The 23,534-nt window shown below is 43.2% G+C and carries 18 protein-coding genes; 14 read left to right on the plus strand and 4 right to left on the minus strand.

Annotation, left to right across the window (positions count from 1 at the left end; all coding sequences use genetic code 11):
- Window positions 1-137 precede the first annotated feature (137 nt).
- From QNM16_RS18555 to glsB, 8 genes are all read left to right on the plus strand, one after another.
- Window positions 138-758 carry an NUDIX domain-containing protein gene (locus QNM16_RS18555; protein ID WP_284021848.1) on the plus strand — a complete coding sequence of 207 codons (621 nt, stop codon included), beginning with the start codon at window positions 138-140 and terminating at the stop codon, window positions 756-758.
- Window positions 759-773: 15 nt separating this feature from the next.
- Window positions 774-1,253, plus strand: coding sequence for a DUF1249 domain-containing protein (locus QNM16_RS18560; protein WP_336620312.1), 480 nt, complete (start codon window positions 774-776; stop codon window positions 1,251-1,253).
- Entirely contained in the window at window positions 1,240-2,004 is a 765-nt protein-coding gene (locus QNM16_RS18565) for a metallophosphoesterase family protein (RefSeq protein ID WP_284021849.1), read from the plus strand. Before QNM16_RS18560 ends, QNM16_RS18565 begins: the two co-directional genes overlap by 14 nt.
- The gene (locus tag QNM16_RS18570; RefSeq protein WP_284021850.1) at window positions 1,989-2,546 is read left to right on the plus strand and encodes a YqiA/YcfP family alpha/beta fold hydrolase; all 558 of its coding nucleotides are present in this window, start codon (window positions 1,989-1,991) and stop codon (window positions 2,544-2,546) included. The genes QNM16_RS18565 and QNM16_RS18570 overlap by 16 nt, the downstream gene beginning before the upstream one ends.
- A 33-nt stretch (window positions 2,547-2,579) precedes the next feature.
- Window positions 2,580-4,469 carry a DNA topoisomerase IV subunit B gene (gene parE, locus QNM16_RS18575; protein ID WP_284021851.1) on the plus strand — a complete coding sequence of 630 codons (1,890 nt, stop codon included), beginning with the start codon at window positions 2,580-2,582 and terminating at the stop codon, window positions 4,467-4,469.
- Between the two features lie 18 nt (window positions 4,470-4,487).
- Window positions 4,488-6,776: a DNA topoisomerase IV subunit A gene (gene parC / locus QNM16_RS18580; protein WP_284021852.1), complete on the plus strand. Its 2,289-nt coding sequence runs from the start codon at window positions 4,488-4,490 to the stop codon at window positions 6,774-6,776.
- Between the two features lie 221 nt (window positions 6,777-6,997).
- Window positions 6,998-7,561: a phosphoribosyltransferase gene (locus QNM16_RS18585; RefSeq protein WP_063360746.1), complete on the plus strand. Its 564-nt coding sequence runs from the start codon at window positions 6,998-7,000 to the stop codon at window positions 7,559-7,561.
- Window positions 7,562-7,675: 114 nt separating this feature from the next.
- A complete protein-coding gene (gene glsB, locus QNM16_RS18590; protein WP_284021853.1) occupies window positions 7,676-8,593 on the plus strand; it encodes a glutaminase B in 918 nt (305 codons plus the stop codon).
- 40 nt (window positions 8,594-8,633) lie between these two features.
- On the opposite strand, the gene QNM16_RS18595 is transcribed toward glsB, so the two are convergent.
- Window positions 8,634-9,938 carry an inosine/guanosine kinase gene (locus tag QNM16_RS18595; RefSeq protein WP_237135221.1) on the minus strand — a complete coding sequence of 435 codons (1,305 nt, stop codon included), beginning with the start codon at window positions 9,936-9,938 and terminating at the stop codon, window positions 8,634-8,636.
- Between the two features lie 172 nt (window positions 9,939-10,110).
- Between QNM16_RS18595 and tadA the strand changes: the two genes are divergently transcribed.
- Entirely contained in the window at window positions 10,111-10,629 is a 519-nt protein-coding gene (gene tadA / locus QNM16_RS18600) for a tRNA adenosine(34) deaminase TadA (RefSeq protein ID WP_284021854.1), read from the plus strand.
- Window positions 10,630-10,878: 249 nt separating this feature from the next.
- Here the strand turns inward: tadA and mltF are convergent, their stop codons facing one another.
- Window positions 10,879-12,261: a membrane-bound lytic murein transglycosylase MltF gene (gene mltF, locus QNM16_RS18605; RefSeq protein ID WP_284021855.1), complete on the minus strand. Its 1,383-nt coding sequence runs from the start codon at window positions 12,259-12,261 to the stop codon at window positions 10,879-10,881.
- A gap of 244 nt (window positions 12,262-12,505) precedes the next feature.
- Here mltF and purL point away from each other — a divergent pair, with 244 nt between their 5' ends.
- From purL to QNM16_RS18630, 5 genes are all read left to right on the plus strand, one after another.
- Complete coding sequence (gene purL / locus QNM16_RS18610) at window positions 12,506-16,390, plus strand: phosphoribosylformylglycinamidine synthase (RefSeq protein WP_284021856.1); 3,885 nt, start codon at window positions 12,506-12,508, stop codon at window positions 16,388-16,390.
- Between the two features lie 582 nt (window positions 16,391-16,972).
- Entirely contained in the window at window positions 16,973-18,307 is a 1,335-nt protein-coding gene (locus tag QNM16_RS18615; protein WP_284021857.1) for a hypothetical protein, read from the plus strand.
- Window positions 18,308-18,520: 213 nt separating this feature from the next.
- The gene (locus QNM16_RS18620) at window positions 18,521-21,076 is read left to right on the plus strand and encodes an intermembrane phospholipid transport YdbH family protein (protein WP_284021858.1); all 2,556 of its coding nucleotides are present in this window, start codon (window positions 18,521-18,523) and stop codon (window positions 21,074-21,076) included.
- Window positions 21,077-21,091: 15 nt separating this feature from the next.
- Window positions 21,092-21,271: a YnbE family lipoprotein gene (locus tag QNM16_RS18625; RefSeq protein ID WP_023399504.1), complete on the plus strand. Its 180-nt coding sequence runs from the start codon at window positions 21,092-21,094 to the stop codon at window positions 21,269-21,271.
- Window positions 21,272-21,282: 11 nt separating this feature from the next.
- Window positions 21,283-21,603 carry a YdbL family probable chaperone protein gene (locus QNM16_RS18630; protein ID WP_284021859.1) on the plus strand — a complete coding sequence of 107 codons (321 nt, stop codon included), beginning with the start codon at window positions 21,283-21,285 and terminating at the stop codon, window positions 21,601-21,603.
- A 52-nt stretch (window positions 21,604-21,655) separates the two neighbouring features.
- Here the strand turns inward: QNM16_RS18630 and QNM16_RS18635 are convergent, their stop codons facing one another.
- The gene (locus QNM16_RS18635) at window positions 21,656-22,201 is read right to left on the minus strand and encodes a DUF1415 domain-containing protein (protein ID WP_284021860.1); all 546 of its coding nucleotides are present in this window, start codon (window positions 22,199-22,201) and stop codon (window positions 21,656-21,658) included.
- A complete protein-coding gene (waaA, locus tag QNM16_RS18640) occupies window positions 22,202-23,464 on the minus strand; it encodes a lipid IV(A) 3-deoxy-D-manno-octulosonic acid transferase (RefSeq protein ID WP_284021861.1) in 1,263 nt (420 codons plus the stop codon).
- Between the last annotated feature and the right edge of the window lie 70 nt (window positions 23,465-23,534).

A 23,534-nucleotide genomic window follows, 5' to 3' on the forward strand; every position in this document is an offset into this window, starting at 1 on the left:
AGAGATAAAGGCAAAACAAGTGTAACAGAATATAATACTTAGCAAGTTCACACGCTAAGTATATTCACGTTAATTAAGAGCAATATGGGGATAAAATAGCCTAGATTAAACCCCTTTTGATGAATGTAGGATGAAATATGAAAGAAATTAACCAATACAGTCGTGAGCATGTGATGCTAAAGGCATCACCGAACCAGGTATTGTATGATGGTTTTTTCAAGATAGAAGAATATGTTTTTGAACATGCGTTATTTGCTGGAGGCGTGAGTGAACCAATTCGAAGGGAAATTCTTGAGCGAGGGCATGCGGTTGCAGTACTGCCTTATGATCCGGTTCGTGACGAAATACTATTGATAGAGCAAATCCGGATTGGAGCATTAGCAACCAAAAGCTCGCCTTGGTTATTAGAATGTATTGCTGGGATGGCTGAAGGCAGTGATGATTTAGAAGCAGTTGCTCGCAAAGAGGCACAGGAAGAAGCCGGTTTGGAACTTTCTGAGTTGCATTACATGTGTTCATATTTATCCAGCCCCGGAGGCACAACTGAGCGATTGTATCTATATCTTGCACAAGTTAATTTGCAAGACTATCAAGGGGGCACTTTTGGTTTACCTGAAGAAGGGGAAGATATCAAAACCCATATTATGTCATTTGATGAGGCAATGTGCAGGTTAGAATCAGAGGAAATAGATAACGCTGCGACGGTGATTAGTCTACAATGGTTAGCGCTAAACAAATCCAAGTTGTCATTTAAGTAGTAAACGGGAGTCGCTTTGTCTGACTTAATCCATAAAGAGCATAACGGAAACGCAGTAAATCGAGGTTATGTTCAGTCTTTACCAAAGTACATCACCTTGTGCGAGCGTAACTATTTACGGGCACTTAAGGTGCTGCCTGAAGAAAAGGTAGGGGCGCGTCGCCAAATTAAAATTGGTTCAATGGATTTCTTCATTTCAATAGACAATGTAGAAAAATACACGACAGACATCAAAATTACTCAGCAGCATAGCTTGAGCAGTCACTTAGGGCAATTTGAGTTGGCCGTGAGGTTATATCATGATGCAAAAGTCGCTGAAGTATATCAGCATAATTACCATCAACGTGTGAAGCCATCATACCGCTACCCGAATCCGAGTATGCACCATAAAGATGAAAAATATCAGCTTAATGCGTTTTTAGGAGACTGGCTGTTGGCATGTGTTGAAAGTGGTCGCGTACCTCTTGATTGGGATGTGAATAATGGATTGGTTTAATGAAGCGTATTACTTTGACCAAACACAGTTAAAGCTTGCACATATTACAGACACACACCTATTTGAGCATGCAGGTGGCGAGTATTTTTCAGTTAAGACGGCCGAGCACTTCAAACACGTACTGGTCGATTTAGCACAGCAAAATTTAGATGCCGTGATTTTCGGTGGAGACCTTACCCAAGATCATACTTTTGGTTCTTATCAATTATTTGCGACCTTAGTGAGTGAGTCGGAGTTACAATGTCCTGTATTTTGGTTACCGGGCAATCATGATGACATCGCGTATTTAAATGAAATAAGCCAAGGGCAAATAGTATCAGCGAAAAAAATGAGTTTTAAGTTGGGCCAAATCTTGTTAGTGAATAGCAAAGGTGAAACCCCAGCAGGTTGGATAACTGAAAAGCATTTATCTGAAATAAAACAACAGTGTACTGTTCCAAGCCTTGTCTTTTGTCATCATAACCCATTATCTATCCAAGGCTATTTAGATAAGCATATGTTGGAAAATGGTCCGCAATTGTTGAACACGCTGGTCGATTCTCAATATGCTTTGGCGCTTTTTCATGGTCATGTACACAATGAATATGGATTTAATTTCAGAGATCTCCCTATTTACGCAACCCCCGCGACGTCGATTCAGTTTACGAAACATACCAGTGATTGGCAGCAACAAGACTTGGGAGCTGGATATCGACTTATCAATTGGTCGCAGGCAGGTGTGCAGACAGAGGTAAGATGGTTAGTAAAGTAATTTATATCCATGGGTTTAATAGTTCAGAGAAGTCGTTTAAAGCGCAGCAACTGGGAGAGTATTTTAAAGACCGTTGTGAATACCTCGTTCCTCGGTTACATTATGATCCGCGCGTTGCAATGCTTCAGTTGGAAAGTATGATTGATGATGAGTGCGCGCTGGTTGGCAGTTCTTTGGGTGGTTTTTTTGCCACATACTTATCACAAACGTTTAATTTACGCGCGGTAGTGGTCAATCCGGCAGTACGACCGGACAAATTACTATGGGATTACCTTGGTCCTCAGTATAATCCCTACCAAGAATTGAATTATGAACTTACAATAGAGCATATGAGTGCATTGCAACGTATGTATATTGCAAAGCCATCAATGCCGAGCAATCTTTTACTATTGCAGCAAACAGCAGATGAAGTATTACCTTATCAAGAGGCTGTGAACTATTACCGAGACTGCCCATCAATAATAGAGTTTGGTGGTGACCATAGTTTCGTCGGCTTTGAGAGGCACTTTAGTCGCATTGCCAACTATCTTAAAATTAAATAAAACAGTTAGAACTAAAATTAGTCAGTAGCATTTATGAGTCAGCAAAATTATAACGCAGAAGCCATTGAGGTGTTGAATGGCTTAGAGCCGGTTAAACGCCGCCCTGGAATGTACACAGACACCACTAGACCCAATCACTTGGGTCAAGAAGTGATTGATAACAGTGTCGATGAAGCACTTGCAGGGCATGCAAGCAAGATTGATGTAATTTTGCATGAAGACAACTCCTTGCAAGTGATTGATGACGGTCGAGGCATGCCCGTGGATGTTCACCCTGAAGAAGGTATCCCTGGTGTTGAATTGATTCTGACAAAGCTCCATGCGGGTGGTAAATTTTCAAATAAAAATTATCAGTTCTCTGGTGGTTTGCATGGGGTAGGTATTTCTGTTGTGAATGCCTTATCTACGCGAGTCGAGGTCACTGTTAAGCGAGATGCCCAACAGTATGAAATTGCTTTTGAAAACGGTGATAAAGTTCAGGATTTAGAAGTCACTGGTAGCGTGGGTAAACGCAATACTGGTACTTCTGTGCAATTTTGGCCAGATGCGAGCTACTTCGACTCTGCTAATTTCTCTTTAACCAAGCTAAACCACTTACTTAAAGCGAAAGCTGTTTTATGTCCGGGCTTACGTATTCGTTTTATTAACAAGCAAACCAAAGAAACGCAAGAATGGCATTATGAATCTGGTTTAGAAGACTATTTAAGTGACAGTGCAAAAGATTTAGAAGTGCTACCTAAATCACCATTTACTGGGAGCTTTAGTGGCTCAACAGAAGGGGTTGATTGGGCACTGCACTGGCTACCTGAGGGAGGCGAGTCGATAGCTGAAAGTTATGTGAACTTGATCCCAACTGCGCAAGGCGGCACGCATGTTAATGGCCTAAGGCAAGGCTTGCTTGAAGCAATGCGAGAGTTCTGTGAATTCCGAAACTTGTTACCAAGAGGTGTTAAATTAACGCCAGATGATGTTTGGGATAAATGTAGTTACGTTTTATCAGTTAAGATGCAAGACCCTCAATTTGCTGGTCAAACTAAAGAAAAACTGTCGTCGCGTTCATGCGCAACCTTTGTGTCAGGCATAGTGAAAGACGCATTTAGTTTATGGCTCAATGAGCATACGGAGACGGCAGAGTTATTAGCTGAACTCTGTATTAGTAATGCGCAAAAGCGTTTACGTGCAGCGAAGAAGGTAGTTCGTAAAAAAGTCACCAGTGGGCCGGCATTGCCAGGTAAATTGACAGATTGCTCCGGTAGTGAAACTGAGCGTTCAGAAATATTTTTAGTAGAGGGTGACTCTGCGGGGGGGTCTGCCAAACAAGCGCGTGATAGAGAGTTTCAAGCCATCATGCCACTGCGCGGTAAAATATTGAATACATGGGAAGTTGATTCAGGACAGATCCTTGCGTCACAAGAAGTGCATGATATTTCCGTCGCGCTTGGTATCGACCCTGATTCAACTGATTTATCGACGCTGCGTTATGGCAAGGTGTGCATTCTTGCCGATGCTGACTCCGATGGCCTACACATTGCAACTTTGCTGTGTGCACTGTTTGTCAAGCACTTCCCTGCCTTGGTACAAGCTGGTCACGTGTACGTTGCTATGCCGCCGCTATTTAGAATCGATGTTGGCAAAGAAGTATTTTATGCCCTTGATGAAGATGAAAAACGGGGCATTTTAGATCGTATTGAGGCCGAAAAGAAACGCGGGAAAGTCAACGTTCAACGCTTTAAAGGTTTGGGTGAAATGAACCCAATGCAATTGCGTGAAACGACGATGGACCCGAATACTCGTCGCTTGGTTCTGCTTACATTGGATGAGCAAGAGCAAACATTAGAAATGATGGATATGCTATTGGCGAAAAAGCGCTCTGGTGATAGAAAGGCTTGGTTAGAGCAACATGGCGATAAAGCCGAGGTATAACAAGAAGTAAGGTGTGTCATGACTGATCCACAGGCCCTCTCTTTACAGGGCATAGAACAATTACCTATGGGGCGTTTTACTGAAGACGCCTATTTAAATTACTCCATGTATGTGATCATGGACCGGGCATTGCCTCATATTGGTGATGGCCTCAAGCCTGTACAGCGTCGTATCGTGTATGCGATGAGTGAATTGGGCTTATCAGCTGCTGCAAAATATAAAAAGTCAGCACGTACAGTCGGTGATGTATTGGGTAAATACCACCCACATGGTGACAGCGCGTGTTATGAAGCCATGGTATTAATGGCGCAGCCATTCTCTTATCGTTATCCTTTGGTCGATGGTCAAGGTAACTGGGGTGCTGCTGACGATCCTAAATCATTTGCGGCAATGCGTTATACCGAAGCGCGCTTGTCTAAGTTTTCTGAGGTATTACTTAAAGAACTTGGCCAAGGTACAGTGGATTGGGTGCCTAACTTTGACGGCACAATGAAAGAGCCGCAAGTATTGCCAGCGAGACTGCCACATATCTTATTAAATGGGGTTACGGGTATCGCTGTTGGTATGGCGACTGACATTCCACCGCATAATGTCAATGAATTAGCCTCTGCCTGTTGTATGTTGCTAGACAAGCCAAAAACAACGCTAGAAGAGTTGTTAGAAGTTGTCCAAGCGCCAGACTATCCAACTGAAGCGGAAATTATCACACCAAAAGACGATATCCGTAAAATCTACACAACGGGTCGTGGCTCAATTAAGATGCGCGCGGTGTTCCATGAAGAGCAGGGTGAAATCGTTATTACAGCGCTGCCTCACCAGACGTCGGGTGCAAAAGTGCTGGAGCAAATCGCAGCGCAAATGACCGCGAAGAAGCTGCCTATGGTTGCAGATTTACGCGATGAATCAGATCACGAAAACCCGACGCGCATTGTCGTCGTGCCTCGTTCCAATCGGGTGAAGTCTGAGCCGTTAATGGCGCACTTGTTTGCCACCACAGATCTTGAGAAAAACTACCGTGTAAACCTCAATATGATCGGACTAGATGGCCGCCCTCAGGTTAAAGATCTACAACAGATTTTATCTGAGTGGTTGATCTTCCGCCGTGAGACAGTACGCAGACGTTTGCAATATCGCCTAGATAAAGTATTAGCGCGTTTGCATATTCTAGAAGGCTTGATGATTGCCTTTTTGAATATTGATGAAGTGATTGAAATCATTAGAAATGAAGATGATCCAAAAGCGGAGCTCATAAAACGTTTTGGTTTATCAGAAACGCAAGCTGAAGCCATTTTGGATCTGAAACTTCGTCATTTGGCGAAGCTAGAAGAGATGAAGATCCGCGGTGAGCAAGACGAACTGAGCAAAGAGCGTGACAAGCTTGAACTCACTTTAGGTTCAGAGCGCCGGATGTCGACCTTGATGAAAAAAGAAATTCAGGAAGCGGCAGAATTATATGGCGATGAAAGACGTTCACCTGTGATTGAGCGTCAAGAAGCAAAAGCACTGAGCGAAAAAGACTTAATTCCATCTGAAGCGGTCACAGTTGTATTATCTGAAAAGGGCTGGGCGCGTTTTGCTAAAGGCCATGATATTGATGCTGAAGGCTTAAATTATCGTTCAGGAGATGTTTATAAAGCATCAGCCAAAGGTAAGAGCAATCAGCCCGCTGTCTTCCTTGATAGCTCGGGCCGCGCATTCGCCACAGACGCACACAGTTTGCCTTCTGCAAGAAGTCAGGGGGAACCTATGACTGGGCGCTTTAACCTTGCCGCGGGTGTGAACTTTGAACATGTCGTAATGGGTGAAGAGCAAGAGCTTTATTTGATGGCAACCGATGCAGGTTACGGTTTTATTGCTGAATTTAATGATTTAGTCAGTAAAAACAAAAATGGTAAGGCGCTAGTCAGTATTCCTAAGGGAGCTGAGCTCATTGCACCTATCTCGGTGAATGATGTGGCGACTGATCGCTGTATGGCCATCTCAAATGAAGGTCGCATGCTCTTATTCCCGCTAAGAGATTTACCTAAACTTGCTAAGGGTAAGGGGAATAAAATCATTTCAATTCCAAGTGCCAAGGTACAAGCGCGAGAAGAGTTTGTTAAAGTACTTGCTGTTGTGCCAGACGGGCGTGCAGTCACCTTGTATGCAGGTAAGCGTAAATTAACGCTCAAAAACTCAGACTTAGAGCACTATTTTGGTGAGCGTGGTCGTCGTGGTAATAAATTACCTCGAGGTTTACAACGCGTTGATAATTTTGAAATTGAGTTAATTGAACAAGACGACTCAGAAGCAGAGACGTCAGAATAATTTGGTGGTGAGCGGGCTCTGCCCGCTCATGATTTAATCAACGTTAATAATCTTTCTACAATTTTTCTTTTCAATATCTTTTTTCCGTCATTTTGTCGTAAAAACTCTGATGTACCGCAAGCAATTTCTACCCGACTCAGCTAGAATACACGGTTATAAGTTATTCTTGTTCAGAGTGACACATGATTAGGTGCCACTCGCACTGACAATACGGGGTTTTTATGTCTGATAAGTGCTATATCACAGCGCAACAGCTATTAGAGGATTCATTTCGTCTGGCGGCTCAAGTGTATGAAGATGGGTTTCGTCCGGATTTTATCATCGGTATTTGGCGAGGTGGTGCGCCAATTGGTATTGCTGTGCAAGAGTACTATGACTATAAAGGCATAGAAACAGATCATATCGCGGTGCGTACCTCTTCATATTATGGGATTGGCAAGCAGTCGAAAGAGATTAAGGTGCACGGTCTACATTATATCATTGAGAATGCCAATGCCGGGGATTCTTTATTGATTGTTGACGATGTATTTGATTCCGGCCGCAGTATTTACGCATTGAAGGAAAAGCTTGAAGAGTTGATGCGTCTAAACTTGCCTAAAGATATACGTGTTGCTTGTCCGTACTATAAACCAGCAAACAAAAAAGTACCTATGACGCCAGACTACTACATTCATGAGTCTGATGAGTGGTTGGTGTTCCCACATGAACTATCAGGTTTAACACCAGATGAATTGATTGAAGGTAAATCAGACCTCGCAAACATCAAAGATTTATTTGCGAAGTAAGTTATTACTTATTTATTTAAAAGCCGTTGAAAACAGCGTTTTCAACGGCTTTTTTATGGCCGGGTGATAGTGCTTTTGTTACACTCCGCTCATTGTGAATTTTGCATTTTTGATATGACAGACTATCAATCTATTTTAGAGCGAACTGTACGACATGTTCAGCCTATATTGCACCATGGTAAAGTTGCTGATTACATTCCAGCCCTTGCTGAGCAGCAGTTAGGCCAGTTTGCTATTGCTATTCAAACGCAAAGTGGTGACACCTATAGTGCCGGAGACTGCGAGGCGAAATTTACTGTGCAGTCAGTCTCAAAGGTCATGACACTCACATTGGCATTGCAGCGTTACGGTGATGAGCTATGGCACAGAGTGGGTAAGGAGCCTTCTGGTACTGCCTTTAACTCACTAACACAGTTAGAGTTTGAGAATGGCATTCCAAGAAATCCATTTATCAATGCGGGCGCGATTGTGACCTGTGATGCGCTTTACTCACGTTTAAGTGCACCTATTCATACCATGCTTGAAAGCTATCGAATGCAAACTGGTAACCCTAAATTGGGCGTTAACAAAGTGGTTGCACAGTCTGAGTATGAGCATCGTTATCGCAATGCAGCTATGGCATATTTAATGAAGTCATTTGGTAACTTCAACAATGAAGTTGAAGAGGTGCTTTGGTCATATTTTAATTTTTGTGCCATTGAATTGAATGCAGCTGAGTTGGCGAAGTGCTTTTCTTATTTATCCAATGGTGGAGTATGCACGCAAACACAGCAGCAAATTTTGCCTGCCAAACAGATCAAGCAACTTAACTCATTGCTATTTACCAGTGGTTTGTATGATGCGGCAGGAGATTTTGGTTATCGAGTTGGTATGCCAGGAAAGTCGGGTGTGTCTGGGGCCATTATTGCGGTGGTACCGGGGCGTTTTACGATAGCTGTTTGGTCGCCGGGCCTTGATAAAGTGGGGAATTCAGTTGCAGGAATTGCCGCGTTAGAGTTTCTTGCTGAAGAGCTCGGAACAGCTATTTTCTAACGCAGCATAGTTTGCGCACACAGTGTGTGCGCAAATTAAACTACTGATCCCAGTAAGATTGCTCTAGTGAGTCTTCTCTTTCTGGTAAACCACGAGATAATCGTGGTGAGTGTTGAACCAGTACTTCAAAGCTTGCACGGTTTGCATATTTGCTGATCTGTGCAAGTGACGAATAGGTGATTGCAGCCTGTTCGTGTTTGGCAGAGTTTGGTACGTTCAAACGGTGATAAACATTTGCTGACAAATCATGTAATACCGCAGCTAGCGCACAGTCACCGGCACCATTGGTATTTTTAATGGTATCTGGACCACCCATATAAGGTGCTGTGTGGCTATAAACTCGGATTGGATTATCACAATGAGACTTACGCATAGCGCGAGAAAACTCATAGCGGTTAAACTCAGGAATAGCACCCGGCAGCAGAGGGTATTCGGTTTCACGTTTCATCGTGTCTTCAACGTAACCTGCCATGTACAAACCGGTAGGGCCTGCCGTACAGATAACTAAGTCAACCCAGTCAAGTGCTTTGTCTGCGGCCATGAGTGGATCGTCAAAGCCCGTGATTGCTTCGCCTTCTTCTTCGTTCATCGCAAGAATATCAACATGCTTTTCAACAAACTCAGCCCACCACTGTGGATCCTGCTCAATCAAGAATTTAGTGCCCAAGGTCAATACCACTGGCACACCTGCTTTATTAGCATACTCAACGGCTTGCATGGTTGCCTGTGTCATTGTCTCATCGCCTTTTGTACGCATGAGATAAGCACTGATCACCAAAGCTGACGCGTTTTCAATTAATGACTGACTAATCGACTCAGGACGCAAGTAGTTCATTAAACCTGCGCTGATAGCGAAGGTACGCTCACCACTATCATCAATCAGTGTGAAGCAACGGCCAATGGGACCGGCAACTGGCTGAAGGTGGTCTAGATCGACGCGGCTTGATGTATTACATAAAAACTTATACGCATAGCTGCCGATTTCAATACTTTCACTCATCACACCCAACAGTACTGAGCGATCGTCAGCCAGTACCGAATAGTTGTGCATGGTGTTGCCTATGGTGCCGCCAGCAAATTCGTAGTCAATCATGTCATCACGTTTTAAACGTTCATAAAGTGCATTGGTGACATCATTGTCTATGACTTGTGACATACCACGTTGCAGGTGGAATTCATCCAAAAAAGCTTGGTCGACTTTAGCTTCGATGTCGACAACGATTTGGTCGATGCCGCAAATATAATTACGCTTCAAGCGATCTTCAGCATTTAAGTGGTTGATAAGTGGGTCCTTATCTTCCACAGGAAAATAATGCTTATGCCTACGGTGTCCCGGAAATTTCATGTTTTACCCGTGTGTTTTGAGCTCATTAAATAAAAAAAGCGGCGAATTATAGCCTAATTTTATATTAGTGAGCCATGGTAATTTGGTAATTTTAGCAATAATTCTGTAACCAAGGGGTTTCTATAGCGCAAGCTGGTATACTTAATCACATATTTACTTTGTTAGTTTTAGTATGAATCATCAAGAATTAGACGAATATTGGATGCGCCAAGCGTTGGCATATGCTGATAAAGCGGAAGCAGAGAATGAAATTCCGGTTGGTGCAGTCATCGTCCAAGGTGGCGAACTCATTGCTGCTGGTTGGAACCGTTCAATTGGTTGTCATGACCCTTCTGCACACGCAGAAATGATGGCTATTCGCGAAGCGGGTAAGCGTGTGCAAAATTATCGTTTAGTAGATTGCACCTTGTATGTCACTTTGGAACCTTGTCCAATGTGCGCTGGGCTTTTGGTACATAGCCGAGTCAAGCGTGTAGTATATGGTGCAAGTGATGCTAAAACTGGTGCGGCGGGCTCGGTAATGAACTTGTTGCAAGAACCACAATTAAATCATCAACCAGAAGTGGTCTCAGGTGTACTTGCTCAGGAGTGCAGTGAAAAGCTATCTGATTTTTTTAAACGTAGAAGAAAAGAGCATAAAGCGGCAAAAAAAGCGCGAAAATTACAAGCTGGAAATACGGCTCAAGATTGAGCCGTTTTAGCATCTGCGGCAAGCTGTAATAGGGAATAAATACGGCGGCGCAGGAGAATTTTTTTATGTATGTTTTTTAGCATGACACGGCGGCGATTTGGATTCGTATTACGCATGTTACGTTTAAATTGATGAGTTCGACGTCTTCTTAGCATCTGAACCTCCTTAATGTGAGAGAAAAACTGTATTACGCGTGACAGAAATACCTGCTTTGTATGACAGGCTTATGACAACGAGACTGGGATGCCGTTAATTACCGGAACTGAAAGGGAGCGCTCCATTTTCGTCTAACCAGACTAGAGCGTCGAAGTAGCGGCGTATATTATCGACATAATGTACAGCAACATCGCCACGCGCATATCCATATCTTGTACTTCGATAGTAGCGTTTTTTAGTCAGTAGTGGTAGTCGTTTTTTAACATCCGCCCAACTATTCGGATTGCCACCTTGTTGTTTTGTCAGTTTTAATGCATCCCTTACATGTCCCATACCTACGTTATACGCAGCTAAGGCCAACCAAGTTCTATCTGGATCAGACACGTCCTCTGGCACCCTTGAAATTAAGTTAGCTAGGTATTTTGCGCCGCCACGGATGTTTTGTTCCGGTTTAAGCCGATGTTTAACACCAACACGTTTGGCTGTGCTTTGAGTGAGCATCATGATGCCGCGAACGCCAGTGGGAGATTTTGCTCTTGGGTTCCACATAGACTCTTGGTAGCTCAGTGCTGCAAGTAACCGCCAGTCAACTTTATGTTCTTGCGCATATTCGATAAACCAAGATGCGTATTTAGGCAGTATTTCCTTACTGGCTTCGACAAAAGCCACTGTATTCACGTAATTGAACTGCTCGACATGACCGAAGTATTTCTCTTCTAATGCTGCGAGTTGGTTGTCGCTTTGGATTTTTGCAAAAAATGGCAGAAGTAAGGCATACAGTGAGTCATCACTTTGCTTTTTCATCACCCAAGCGATTGGATCCGATTGAGTGACAGAAAACGCGATACTTAGGTTTGGGTGATAGCGACGAAACAGCGAAAGGGAGTGAGAGTCCACAATGGTGTATTCAATTTCGCCGGCTAAAATCCCTTGCAGTAATTCTTCTTGATCTAAGGCTTGGGTCGTCTGCCATTGTAGCTCAGGGTGATCTTGTTTTGCCGCTTGTAACGAAAGAACATGATGACTATTGGCAAGCACAGTTACTGGTCCAGAGAGTTGGCCATAGTGTCTAGGACGTTTTTTACCTTGCTTATAAACCAACTTTTGACTGATATATCGATAAAAAGGACCAAAGCGAAAGTTTTCGGCGCGTTTTGGGTGATAACTAATTCCAGAGGCGATGATGTCTACATCGCCTCGCTCTAACTGCTCAAAAAGTTTTTCTAAATTGAAAAAGGGGATGATATTAAGCTCAACGTCCAGTTCATCGGCGAACATACCAGCAAGTTCATATTCAAAGCCTTCTTCTTCGTTATGACCCTGATAATAAGTGGCAGGCCCGACCAAAATTCCAACATTTAGCCTTCCTTTATTTTTTACTTGTTGAAGCTGGCTCGGTGGTGCTCTATCACAGCCTGCAAGTAATAGGGCTAATATAAGAATGCTTAATAAACCCGTTAGCTTGTTTTGTACCATGCCTTTTCCATTTTGAAACTTATTAAGTTGCTGACTAACTCTATAAGATACAGAGTGTTTGCACTCGATGATGGTGTGCTTTAAAAGTAAATTCAAACTTTTAAATGTATGCTCTCAAGTATATACCCATTTGTGAAGCGGGTTTTTTTCGATAAATGACAATTTTGAGTTAAATCTGTGCGTCAATTCGACTATAATAGCGGCCCAAAATATCGTTCAATCCTTAACCCCGGATGAAATATCTATGTTAATCCTACGTGGTGCACCTGCACTTTCTGATTTTAAAGTCCAAAAGATCCTTAAAAGCTGCGCGGATGCAGAGTTACCTGTTACAGGCGTATATGCTGAATTTATGCATTTTGCTGATGTAACAGCTGACCTTTCAGAGACAGAACTCGACAAGCTAAGCAAGTTATTAAAGTATGGGCCTACCGCCGTCGAGCACAAGCCTGAGGGAACACTTATTTTAGTGACGCCTCGCATTGGAACTATTTCTCCATGGGCTTCAAAAGCAACTGACATCGCGAACAACTGTGGTCTAGATAAGGTTCACCGTGTTGAGCGTGGTATCGCTTACTATGTTGAGGGCGCACTAAGCGCAGAGCAATTAGCGGATGTGGCTAAGTTACTTCATGATCGCATGACAGAGTCTGTACATAGCAACTTAGAGGACGCAGGGCAGTTATTTCGCGTTGAAGAACCGCGCCCAATGTCATCTGTTGACATTCTTGGCGGTGGCCGTGAAGCACTTGCAACAGCAAACGTTGAGCAAGGCTTTGCATTAGCGGACGACGAAATTGACTATCTAGTAGAAAACTTTACAAAACTAGGTCGTAACCCGAACGACATCGAGCTATTCATGTTTGCACAGGCAAACTCAGAGCACTGTCGTCATAAGATTTTTAACGCCGATTGGACAATCGACGGTGAAGAGCAGCCTAAGTCGCTGTTCAAAATGATCAAGAATACTTACGAGACGCACCCTGAAAACGTACTGTCTGCTTATAAAGATAACGCAGCGGTAATGAAGGGTTCTAAAGCGGGTCGTTTCTTCCCAAATAAAGAAGGCGAGTACAGCTACAATCAAGAAAACATTGAAATCTTGATGAAGGTTGAAACCCACAACCACCCAACTGCGATTGCCCCATTCTCTGGTGCATCTACTGGTTCTGGTGGTGAAATTCGTGACGAAGGTGCAACAGGCCGTGGTTCTAAACCAAAAGCAGGTCTTGTTGGTTTTACTGTATCTAACCTTCGCATTCCAGGTTTTGAGCAGCCGTGGGAAACAAACTTCGGCAAGCCTGGTCGCATCGTTGATGCACTTGATATTATGATTGACGGCCCACTAGGTGGTGCTGCGTTCAACAACGAATTTGGTCGTCCTAACCTACTTGGTTACTTCCGTACTTACGAAGAAAAAGTAAACAGTCACAACGGCTTCGAGGTACGTGGTTACCACAAGCCAATCATGCTTGCTGGTGGTCTTGGTAACATTCGTACTGAGCATGTTCAAAAAGGTGAAATTCCAGTAGGCGCTAAACTAGTCGCTTTAGGTGGACCTGCGATGAACATTGGTCTGGGTGGTGGTGCTGCATCATCAATGGCTTCTGGTCAGTCAAATGAAGACTTAGACTTTGCTTCTGTACAGCGTGAAAACCCAGAAATGGAGCGTCGTTGTCAGGAAGTTATCGACAAATGTTGGCAGCTAGGTGACGAAAACCCTATCGCGTTTATCCACGATGTGGGCGCGGGCGGTCTTTCAAACGCATTCCCTGAGCTTGTAGATGACGGTGGCCGTGGTGGTAAATTCCAACTACGTAATATCCCGAACGATGAGCCGGGCATGGCACCACACGAAATCTGGTGTAATGAATCACAAGAACGTTATGTACTTGCTGTAGCAGCAGAAGACTTTGCACGTTTTGAAGAGATCTGTAAGCGCGAGCGCGCACAGTACGCAGTGATCGGTGAAGCAACAGAAGAGCGTCACCTAACGGTTGCTGATAGCCATTTCGATAATAACCCTGTCGATCTTCCGCTTGAAGTACTGCTTGGTAAAGCGCCTAAAATGCACCGTGACGTAGAGTCAAAGCAAGTTGAAGGTGAAGCACTTAAAACAGAGAGCATCGACGTAGAGGAAGCAGCGAAGCGTCTACTTCGTTTACCGACAATTGCAGAGAAAACATTCCTTATCACGATTGGTGACCGCACGGTAACGGGCTTAGTAGCGCGTGACCAAATGGTTGGTCCTTGGCAGGTACCTGTAGCAAACTGTGCAGTTACAGCTGCTGCATTTGACACTTACCACGGTGAAGCCATGTCAATGGGTGAGCGCACACCTGCAGCACTTCTAAACTACGGTGCTTCAGCACGTTTAGCAGTAGCTGAAGCGTTAACGAACATTGCTGGCGCAAACATTGGTGGTCTTGAGAATATTAAGCTATCTGCAAACTGGATGGCAGCAGCGGGTCACCCGGGTGAAGACGCAGGTCTTTACGAAGCAGTAAAAGCTGTAGGTGAAGAGTTATGTCCAGCACTTGGTCTAACTATCCCAGTTGGTAAAGACTCAATGTCGATGAAGACTAAATGGGAAGAGAATGGTGAAAACAAAGAAGTTACAGCGCCTCTTTCTCTAGTTATCACTGCATTTGGTCGTGTTGAAGACATTCGTAAAACAGTCACGCCTCAGCTTCGTACTGATAAAGGTGACTCAAGCCTAATCCTAGTTGATTTAGGTGCCGGTCAAAACCGCATGGGTGCATCAAGTCTTGCACAGGTTTACAAGCAACTAGGTGACAAGACCCCTGACGTTGATAGCCCAGAGCTATTAAAAGGCTTCTACAACGCGATGCAAGCACTTGTCGCTGACGAGAAGCTACTTGCTTACCACGACCGTTCTGACGGTGGTTTATTCACAACTGTCGCTGAAATGGCATTCGCAGGTCGCACCGGTGTAACGGTTAATCTTGATGGCCTAACAGGCTCTGACATCGAAGCGCTTTACAACGAAGAGCTCGGTGCAGTGATTCAGGTTCGCAACGACGACTTGGCAGCTGTTGAAGCTGTGTTGGCTGATAACGGCCTTACTTCAATCAGCCACACTATCGGTGCACTAAACACTGAAGATAAAGTTATTTTCAACCGTGGCGGCGAAGTTGTACTTGCAAATACACGTACTGAACTACGTACTATTTGGGCTGAAACGACTTACAAGATGCAAGCACTTCGTGATAACCCTGAGTGTGCTAAGCAAGAATTTGATGCGAAATTTGACGAAAAAGATCCTGGTCTTAACGTAAAATTGAGCTTCGATCTTAACGAAGACGTTGCAGCACCTTACATTGCAACAGGTGCTAAGCCTAAGATGGCAATCCTTCGTGAGCAAGGTGTTAACTCACACGTTGAAATGGCAGCTGCATTTAACCGTGCAGGTTTTGCAGCAGTTGACGTACACATGAGTGACATCCTTGAAGGTCGCCTAACGCTAGAAGAGTTTAAAGGGCTCGTAGCATGTGGTGGTTTCTCTTACGGTGACGTACTAGGTGCTGGTGAAGGTTGGGCTAAGTCAATCTTATTCAATGACATGGCACGCGACCAGTTCCAAACATTCTTTGAGCGTCAAGATACGTTCAGCTTAGGTGTGTGTAACGGTTGTCAGATGCTATCTACTCTGAAAGAGCTTATCCCTGGCACTGAACACTGGCCACGCTTTGTAACCAATAAGTCAGAGCGTTTTGAAGCACGCTTCAGTCTTGTTGAAGTACAAGAAAGCCCGTCAGTATTCTTCCAAGGCATGGCTGGTTCTCGCATGCCAATCGCAGTATCTCACGGTGAAGGTCACGCTGAGTTTGCAAACGACGCAGCAGTTAAGGCGGCACTAGAATCTGGCACAGTTGCAGTTCAGTACGTTGATAATTTTGGTAAGCCGACGACGCAATATCCGAATAACCCGAATGGTTCACCAGAAGGTATTACAGGTATTACATCAACGGATGGTCGTGCAACAGTCATGATGCCACACCCAGAGCGTGTATTCCGTGCAGTGGCTAACTCTTGGCACCCAGATGAGTGGAAAGAGGACAGCCCATGGATGCGCATGTTCCGTAACGCACGTAAAAACGTGGGTTAATTGAGAACTCTGTAGTATGAAAAAAAGGTCACTTCGGTGACCTTTTTTATTGTTTTAAGAAAGCTAACTCTTGGCAGCGTTACCCACGACAAGAGTGGAAAGAGGACAGCCCATGGATGCGTATGTTCCGTAACGCACGTAAGAACGTGGGTTAATTGAGAACTCTGTAGTATGAAAAAAGGTCATTTCGGTGACCTTTTTTATTGTTTTAAGAAAGCTAACTCTTGGCAGCGTTACCTTTGATGAGAGTGGAACGATCACAGCCCGTGGATGCGTATGTTCCGTAACGCACTGGGCCTTAGCTTCAGGGCGAATGAGTCTGCACTGCCTCAACGAGCTTTAGAAATGGTCACTTCGGTGACTTTTTTATTTTAAATAGTAGCCCCTTTTTAAGACTAGTATCGTTATAACTAGTACGTAGCTAAAGCGTGTACTAAACACATATATCAGAGCGCTGGGGTATATAGCTCTGTGCATAAAAATAATCATAAGTTGCCAACCTATGTGTATGGTGAGTTTGATTCAGTGTAAATTGGCAACACTTTAGAAACATTCGGATTTATAACAATAAAGGAAGAAGTAATGAAAAAGCTTTTATATACAACGCTAGCTGCTTCAATCACATTTGCGCTGTCAGCTTGTGGGGGGTCTTCTGGGGGAGACAGCAATAATCAAGTAAGTGGGCAAGCTCAACAAAATAATACAACCGTTGAAACACCAGTTAACAAAGTTGAAGCACAAAAAATTACTTTAAGAGCAGAATCTCAAGAGTGCTCGAATTATCAACCTAAGCAAGTTGATATTGTATTTCACGATGAGAATGGGGCATCTCTAGGGTCTGCAAAGACGAATTCGAATGGCGATTTTTCAGGAGAGCTGCCGGTAGGTACAAAGCACCTTTCTGTTATTGGTGAAGTGAGCGACAGTGCTGACGGTGAGTATAAATATATTCGGACAGAATTAGATATTGAGCATAGAGAAAACTTAGGAACTTACTATTTTAAAACATCTACAGAATGTAGCTGTGAGATGTATCGTGTCGATGATTCGGCGCTAACCTTAACAAAAAATGGGTATTTTCTACTTTCGAATAGCACTTTGCCATCCAACGGTAACTTAGCCGTTTGTGATGGTAGTGACACATTATATTTAGCAGCGATATCACGTGAGCATAATGATGCAAAAGCCGCAGTTATCTCGTTACCAACAAGCCCTCAAACAATAGTAATCTCTGATGCGGACTTCACTCATAATGGCGTAATCGTGGATAAACAAATCAGTGCCAGTGCGCAAATAATCGGTGCTTTTGGTGCTGCAACAGACGCATCTTCTTTGGTATTTAATCAAAGGCAAGCAACAGATGAAACGATGCCGCTGTATATTTTCCCTGATGCAGTTGAGCACAGTTACTACCACCAAGTAGAGTTCAATCAAACCACGACTGATACCGCTAGGTTCAAGGTGTGGAAATCGGCCAGAAGCAGAGCGAATACTGAGCATGAGTTTGGCGTGAATGAAATACCATTGTTATCTGATAGTTTGAATGATGAGGTAATGAGCGTTTCAGGCAGAGACAACGTGACTTATGACTTCAGTGCAATAAATGAGGACTTGGCCCGCGTCGAATTTAGATATAGCTATTTGGTCAGTGATAATACAGAGACTCGTTACGACTGGAAGATAAATGGTGGTATTAAGGGCACTATTCCGCAGCTCTCCTTTGGTGATGTATTTGCTCTGCCAGTAGAAGAGACTAAGTTAGAAGAGCTTGGTGCTTACATATATGGATATAAAGGCAATGTAAAAGACAGTGAAACATATGCCAAGTTGTTAGACTTTATTGCAAGGGGGGAATCTCGCCATAGAGCTGAATTTGGGGACTATATTTATGTTAGAGTATTAGTTGAACTTGACTAATGCCACAAAAGGTCACTTTGGTGACCTTTTTGTTTGTTTCTCAAAAAAATATGATGGCATTAATTATGGCTAACAAGCAGGCTGTTACATACTTGCAGCGATAACCTATCAGGTATTTTTGTTAATTTTACAACTTCTTACGCTCTTCTACATTACATTGTGAGCGTGATGGCTTAAACTCATTGTTTTGATGAAAAGTTAGTTTAGGAACGCATGCGGCGCTTTTTAGTTTATGCAGGGATAAGCTTTTGCTTATTGCTGATCTCTTTGTATATATTTCGGATGCCTTTGAGTCTTATGGTGGCGGATCACTACTTAACGCAAGAGCAGGGTGAGCTAACTTGTTTAGAATGGTCAATTGCAGGGTTTACCAAAGTCGACATCAGTAAAGCGTGCTTGTTACATACACAAGCAAATATCACGGCAAAAGAGGTAACGGTGACACCAGATGCTCTTTTGGTAGAGCATTTGCAGATTGAGCATATTACTGAACCGTCTGCGCAACAATCAAAGCCATTGCAAAAGTTGTTGCTACCGCTGGTTGAAAACCGACCGTTGTTGACGATAAAAGATGTGAATATTAAGTCGCCGCAATTGCAGCAGCCGCTCTCTTTTTCTATCAATGAATCAGAACTCAATAGATTTCGTATTGATGGTGATGTATCTGCACTCGTTGCCTTGTTGCCGGATCAAATTAGTGTTGAAACGGATTTATCTAGCCAAGGATTTAAGCCTTACTTACCAACACAAATAAAGGCGTTATCCGGGCTATTATCTTTTACATTTGACGGTGTTGAAATTGATTCTAGGGCCAATTTACAAGCGAGTATTTTGGATGCCAGTCTGGCGGATTGCCATATGATGGCGGATATAAAGGGTGGTTTGGTGAGTCAGCTAAATTTAAACTTACTCTTAGCTAACGTCGATTTATCCAAGCTGCAGGTGAAAATAAATGGCAAGTCTTGCCGAAAGCTCACAGATTTCCAGCAGTCTTTACCCGCAGAGGTAGTGAGTACAGATTGGCAACTATTTATACCTGAGCCATTTACAGCGACGCTGGCGAAAGTGGAAATACCTTCGCTCAGCATCAAAGATCAAAATGGTGTGACTGATATAGCTTTAAAGAACCTACGACTTGCTGTGCCGAAAAAAAGTGCGTTGATAGATATTAACCTGAGTCATCAGAACCCTCAATTTGGCTGGTTAGAGATCCAAGCAAAGTTATCTGCCAAAGGCAATCACGTATCAACAAGTGGAGATTGGTTGTTAAGTAGTGCTGCGTTAAATCTTGTGAATGAAGTAGCAATCGAAGATTTGGTTAGCCAAGGAGAGTTTACTTTGGTCGGCATGCTTGACCAAAATATCAATCTTGAGCTAGCAACTCAAACATCAATGGGTGAGCTAAAAAATACACAAGTGTTGCTGAACAATACAGAGCTGAATTTAAGCACGCGTTTAAGTGCTGACTTGAGTATATTGGCAGCGGATCCGCTTCAGGCATTTGAAGTGGATGTGTTTGATACTCAAGTGAGCGTGGAACGATACAGGTTTGAAGAGGCGCTTGGAAAGCATATTTGGTTGGAGAGTAAGCTTAATACTGATGAGTTAAAACACTTCAAAGGTCAACTTAATATGGACGTTGGCTCATTTAAAAGGGGTGAACTAAGAGGGAAAGATGTTTCACAGAGCATGACGTTTAAAGGTGAATTAGCGAATGTAGAAACGAGTATTCACTTTGATGGTGAAACCCATCTTGGGTTAGTTGCCACTCCTCAACTCTCTTTTCGAAATGCGGTTGTGACCTCTTCAGGGAACTTTAATGAGCAATTTAATTTAGACCATGTCTTACACTTGGAAGAGCTTGAAGTATTGATAAAGCATAAAGTCGGGCCACAGCTAAACGAAGTTGATGTTTCGGTACCTGAACAAAGCTTTTTAACGCTACAGCCTATCATTCAACAATTTGATCCAAAGATACAGCTAAGTGAAGGGACAATTTCGGCCAATATCAGTGGGGATGTTTCAGAACAAAGCTACCATTTTGATATGACGTTAGAAGAAGGGGGGATCTTATACGATTCCCATTATTTAAGTGGTTTGAATATGCCAATCACCGGCATGATCAAGGGCCAACAGTTGGTCATTGAAGAGTCACCGATAGGTATTCGAGAGATCCGCTCTGGGGCAGTGCTTGAGAACTTTCAAGCGAGTCTCTCATCTTATGATTCAAAGCCCATGTTGAGCAATATCAGTGCTTATATATTTGATGGTCAGCTAAGTGCTCAGCAGATCAGTTTATCCGAGGAAGATCAGAGTTTTCTGGTTGAAGCACAAGATTGGGAGTTGGCTGTAATAGCCCATGCAGCTAAAAACGCAGGTGTCGAACTCAGTGGGCGTGTTTATGGGCAACTGCCTGTAACTGTTGTTGATGGCGCGTTGGAAATTCATGGCGGCAAGCTAAATAACATAGATGTTGGCTTATTGAGCATTGAGAATAATCAATCTGTGGAAGCGCTTAAGGCTCAGCAGCCAAGTTTGGAAACGGCTTTTGGCATGTTAGAGCGGTTAAACATAGAGAAGCTAACCAGCGACGTGAATATGTCATCGGATGGATGGCTTGACTTGGCTGTACAAATTACGGGTGTGAACGAGCAGCAGGGGCAGCCAATTAATTTTAATTACACACACAAAGAGAATATTTTTCAGTTATTTAGGGCATTGCGATTGAGCGATGAAATCACCAAAGAAGTTGAAAAAGCATTAAACTAATAGGAGCAAGAAAGCATGAAATGGATGCTAACTTTGATGCTGGTCTTGGTTACTTCAGCCTGTACTCATAAAGTTCAGGTAGAGACAAAAGAGCCAATTACCATCAATTTAAATGTAAAAGTTGACCACGAAATCCGTGTTAAAGTAGACAAAGAACTAGACGACTTGTTTAGTGACGACAGTGAATTATTCTAAGGAGTGAGAACATGAAAGCAAAAATTATACTGACTACCATCGCAGCGGCATGTATGAGCTTTTCGGTGATGGCTTTGACGATTAATGAAGCTAAATCACAAGGCATGGTCGGTGAAACCTCAGCAGGCTATTTAGGCGTTATTAAGGGATCAGGTGATGTGAAGAAACTGGTCGCTGATATTAATAAAAAACGCAAAGCAAAGTATCAGCAGTTGGCAAAGAAAAACGGTATTAGTTTGTCACAAGTGGAAAAGCTTGCAGCAGAAAAAACCTATAAGAAGACCTCTTCTGGGCATTTCATTCAAGTAAATGGCAAGTGGGTGAAAAAATAAAGCCACTCTGCAATAACTGCGCTGAATAAGCGCAGTTATCATATTTGACGCCTTACTTTTTGTGAATGCAGCTAGCCAGTAACTGTTGCCAAAATGCTTCGCCTTTACGTCTAGCTAGGCGAATGTTATTGTCAGGTATAGATTCAGGATCATCGTACATTTCAAGCGCTTCAGCCATACTATCTTCTCTGATCAAGTGCAAAGTAGGGTATGGCGCACGGTTAGTATAGTTTGCGGGGTCGTCTTCATCGCTATCTGCGAAGACATAATCTGGATGAAAGTTAGCTATTTGATAAATCCCTTCAAAGCCTTGCGCGCAAAGCATCGCGTTGGCTAAATCGACTAAATCTAAAAAGGCGTCAAAATCGCTGAAACCATTAGAGAAAACAAGTAGGGTGGTTTCTCTATCTTGGTTTTGATTCAACTCAAAACATTGTTCCAACATATCCATGACGGCATCGTCATGACTCAGTGCCTCGCTGATACAGTAATGTATGGCATTTTGTTCCACTTCTTTTCTGGCAAATGGACAAAAGTTATATTTAACGATGACATTACTGACCCAGTTTTTCATCGCGTTGCTAATGTGTTCACTCATTTACTGCTCCAATAGTGAATCGATAACATCTAGGGTACGATTAATGGCGCCTTGATTACTTGCAAGGCAAGTGTGTGCGTTTTGCCCTAGCTTTTTCGCGGCAGTATTATCGTGTAAATATAGACTTAATTGCTGAAATAATTCGTTTTTATCTGAGCAAATTTGTGCACCGTTTGCTGCGATTAATTGCGGGTAGATATGAGAGAAGTTATAGGTACTCGGCCCGCTTAAAACGCCGATGGAGCTTGCTGCGGCCTCTAGTGGATTGTGACCACCTCGCTCAATTAAGCTGCCACCGACAAATGCAATGTCAGCGCAGCCATAAAGAAATTTTAACTCGCCAAGGGTGTCTGCCAACAAAACTGGGTTGTTTGCATCAAATTCCCCACTTCGACGGCTAAAATTGAGGCCTGACTCTGTCAGCAAAGCCGCGACAGGATTAAACTGTTCAGGATGACGAGGCGCAATGACTAGAAGCGCTGTAGGCGTTTTCTCCAGCAATTGCTTGTGTACTTCAATGATTTGGTCATGTTCACCTGGGTGTGTTGAGCCTGCAATCCAAATAGGTCTATCTCCTAGTTGAGACTTCAATAATTTCAATTGCTCTATTTCACGATTACTGAGGGTGACGTCAAACTTAATAGACCCAGTCGTAATGACTTTATTCTGTTTGAGCCCCAGCTTTATGAATCTTTTAGCATCTTCATCGTTGTGACTAGCAAGCACAGTGATGTTGTCCATGATACTTTTACTGAGTGAAGAAAATTTTTGATACCCGCGCAAGGATTTATCAGACAACCGTGCATTGATAATTGCAACTGGACACTGAACTTGGTTTGCGTAGTGAAATAGGTTCGGCCAAAGCTCAGTTTCTAATACGACAAGTAACTTAGGCTTCAAACGCTTTATAAACCGACGTGTTGCAAAACCCAAGTCAATAGGCAGGTAACAGGTATGGACTGATTCTTTAAATTGTTTATTAATTTCAGCTCTACCAGTTGGTGTGTTCGTCGAAATAATTATGGGATGCGCTGTGTGCTGGCATTGTATTTTTTTGATTAAAGGTGCCGCTGCCAATACCTCACCAACTGAGGCGCAATGAATAATAATTGCCTCTTGTGGCAAATGTGAACTCACTGTGCCAAACCTTTGTGAAAAGTGTGCCTTATAACCTGGGTTTTTCTTGCCTCTGATGTGATATAAATAAAACGCAATAAGCGGTGCAAGTAGCAATAAGGTGAGTGAGTAAATAAATCGAGTCATGGTATCAGGACATAGATAAAAGCGCAGTGTAACGTGATTACTGATGAATGGAAACGACAATAACAAATTT

Origin of the sequence: Pseudoalteromonas umbrosa (assembly GCF_030125375.1) — a bacterium.
GTDB lineage: Bacteria > Pseudomonadota > Gammaproteobacteria > Enterobacterales > Alteromonadaceae > Pseudoalteromonas > Pseudoalteromonas umbrosa.